The 638-nt window shown below is 45.8% G+C and carries 1 protein-coding gene; it reads left to right on the forward strand.

Features of this window, described 5'->3' with window-relative positions:
• Positions 1-221: 221 nt before the first annotated feature.
• On the forward strand, positions 222-638 hold a 417-nt coding region (locus tag A3750_RS02850; RefSeq protein WP_156498339.1), incomplete at its 3' end, for a PAS domain S-box protein.

Here is a 638-nt window from a genome sequence, read left to right on the forward strand (position 1 = left end):
TCTTCCAAATAGAACCATCAACAGCATCATACCTATAGGGGGCAAACGCCCCCAACTTTCCTGCCAAAAATCGCCGCACTACCCGATGAGCGCACCAAGCTCGGCAGCACTTGCGGCAACTTAAAAACCCAAAAAAGCCGATCTCTCTTCTTGGAAATATTGGAAAATCAACTAACGTTAATCCAGCATTCGTATGCGTTGAATTCTGATGATAGGTAACTATGCGAGACGAAGCCAAGCACGACTTAAGCCATCCTATTGAACTTGCGAAAGATCGTCTTTTTGACCTTATCAGCTCAGAGTTTATTGTCTCTGTCGCCGACATAAATGGAAAGATCGTCGCAGTAAGCGACGAGTTTTGCAGAATATCCAAGTATTCCAGAGAAGAGCTGATCGGTAAAAACCATGCCATAGTGAACTCAAACACCCACCCGACCGCTTTTTTTCAGGAATTTTGGGAATGCATTCTTTCCGGTAAAACTTGGCGGGGAGAAATCTGTAACCGCGCGAAAGACAAATCCTTATATTGGGTGGACAGCGTTGTCGCGCCTCTGCCGGCAGAGAACGATGAAGAAAGATTGTTCTTTTCTATTCGATGGGACATCACCGAACAAAAACAGCTGCATCGAGATGCCCTC

This window comes from Oleiphilus sp. HI0079, from assembly GCF_001635105.1.